The 1,076-nt window shown below is 70.4% G+C and carries 1 protein-coding gene and 1 pseudogene; both read left to right on the forward strand.

All coding sequences use genetic code 11. From position 1 onward, the window contains the following. A pseudogene (locus tag AC07D6_RS33520) lies at window positions 1-187 on the forward strand (KR domain-containing protein); the annotation flags it as partial. A gap of 164 nt (window positions 188-351) precedes the next feature. Next, window positions 352-816, forward strand: coding sequence for a DUF6069 family protein (locus AC07D6_RS33525; protein WP_479050740.1), 465 nt, complete (start codon window positions 352-354; stop codon window positions 814-816). The last annotated feature ends 260 nt before the right edge of the window (window positions 817-1,076 follow it).

Below are 1,076 nucleotides of genomic sequence, written 5' to 3' on the forward strand. Positions count from 1 at the left end.
CGCCGAGGCCCACGCCAAGGCCCTCGCCGAGACCGGCCTGCCCGAGCCCGTCGTGGAGATGCTCCTCGCGATCGACGCCGGCACCGCCGACGGCCGGCTGGCCGGCACCACCGGCAACCTCTCCCGCCTCATCGGACGGCCCACCACCCCGCTGCGCGAGACCCTCACCGCCGCACTCGCCAACTGAGCCCGACCCGACCGTCGTTCCACTCGTTCTGGAGAAACCGTCCGGCTCCAGGGTGGCCCCCCCGTGCCGGGCAGGCGTCTGTCGGCAGCACCCCCTCACCCACCGGGCACCACACGGGATTCGTAGACAGTCGCCTGCCCGGCCCCTCATCCAAGGAGATTCCTATGTCCACGTCCTCCTCCAACACCCACGCCTCGGCGCTTCCCGTCAGAACCGGGCCGGGACGGGCCGCCGTCGCAGGGTGGCTGATCGCGGGCATCGTGGCGGGAAGCGTCCTCGACGAGATCATCGCTCTCCTCGCGCGCGCCGCCGGGGCGTCGGAGGACTTCCAGCCCCTCCAGCCCGGGGCGTTCGTCTCCTTCACCGTCATAGGCGTACTCGTGGGCGCGGTGGGCTGGGCGGTGGTCCGCCGGCGTTCGGCCGACCCGCGCGCCTTGCTGTCCTGGCTGGTCCCCACCGTGGTGATCGTGTCCCTCGTGCCCGACCTGCTGATGTTCGTCAGCGACTACAAGCCGCACGCCGATGCCGCCGGGATCATCGGACTCATGGCCATGCACGTGGCGGTCGCCGCTGCGGCTGTCTTCGCCTACCAGCGTGCCCTGCCCCTGAACGACACGCCTCGGAGCTGACCCGCGCCGCCTTAGGCGTCAACCGCCGAGGAGTCCTCTGATCCGACCAGCCGTGGTCGGGAGGTCACCATGCCCAACGAAACAGCCACCCCCGGGCTTGAGAAGTCAAGTTACCGTGAGGGTATGAACACCGACGAGCCCCGCTGGCTGGACGACGAGGAAGAACAGACCTGGCTCGCCATGGTCAGCATGCTGGTCAGCCTCCCGGCCGCCCTGGACGCCCAGCTGCAGCGCGACGCCGGCATCTCCCACTTCGAGTA

This window comes from Streptomyces sp. NPDC045287 (genome assembly GCF_056432325.1).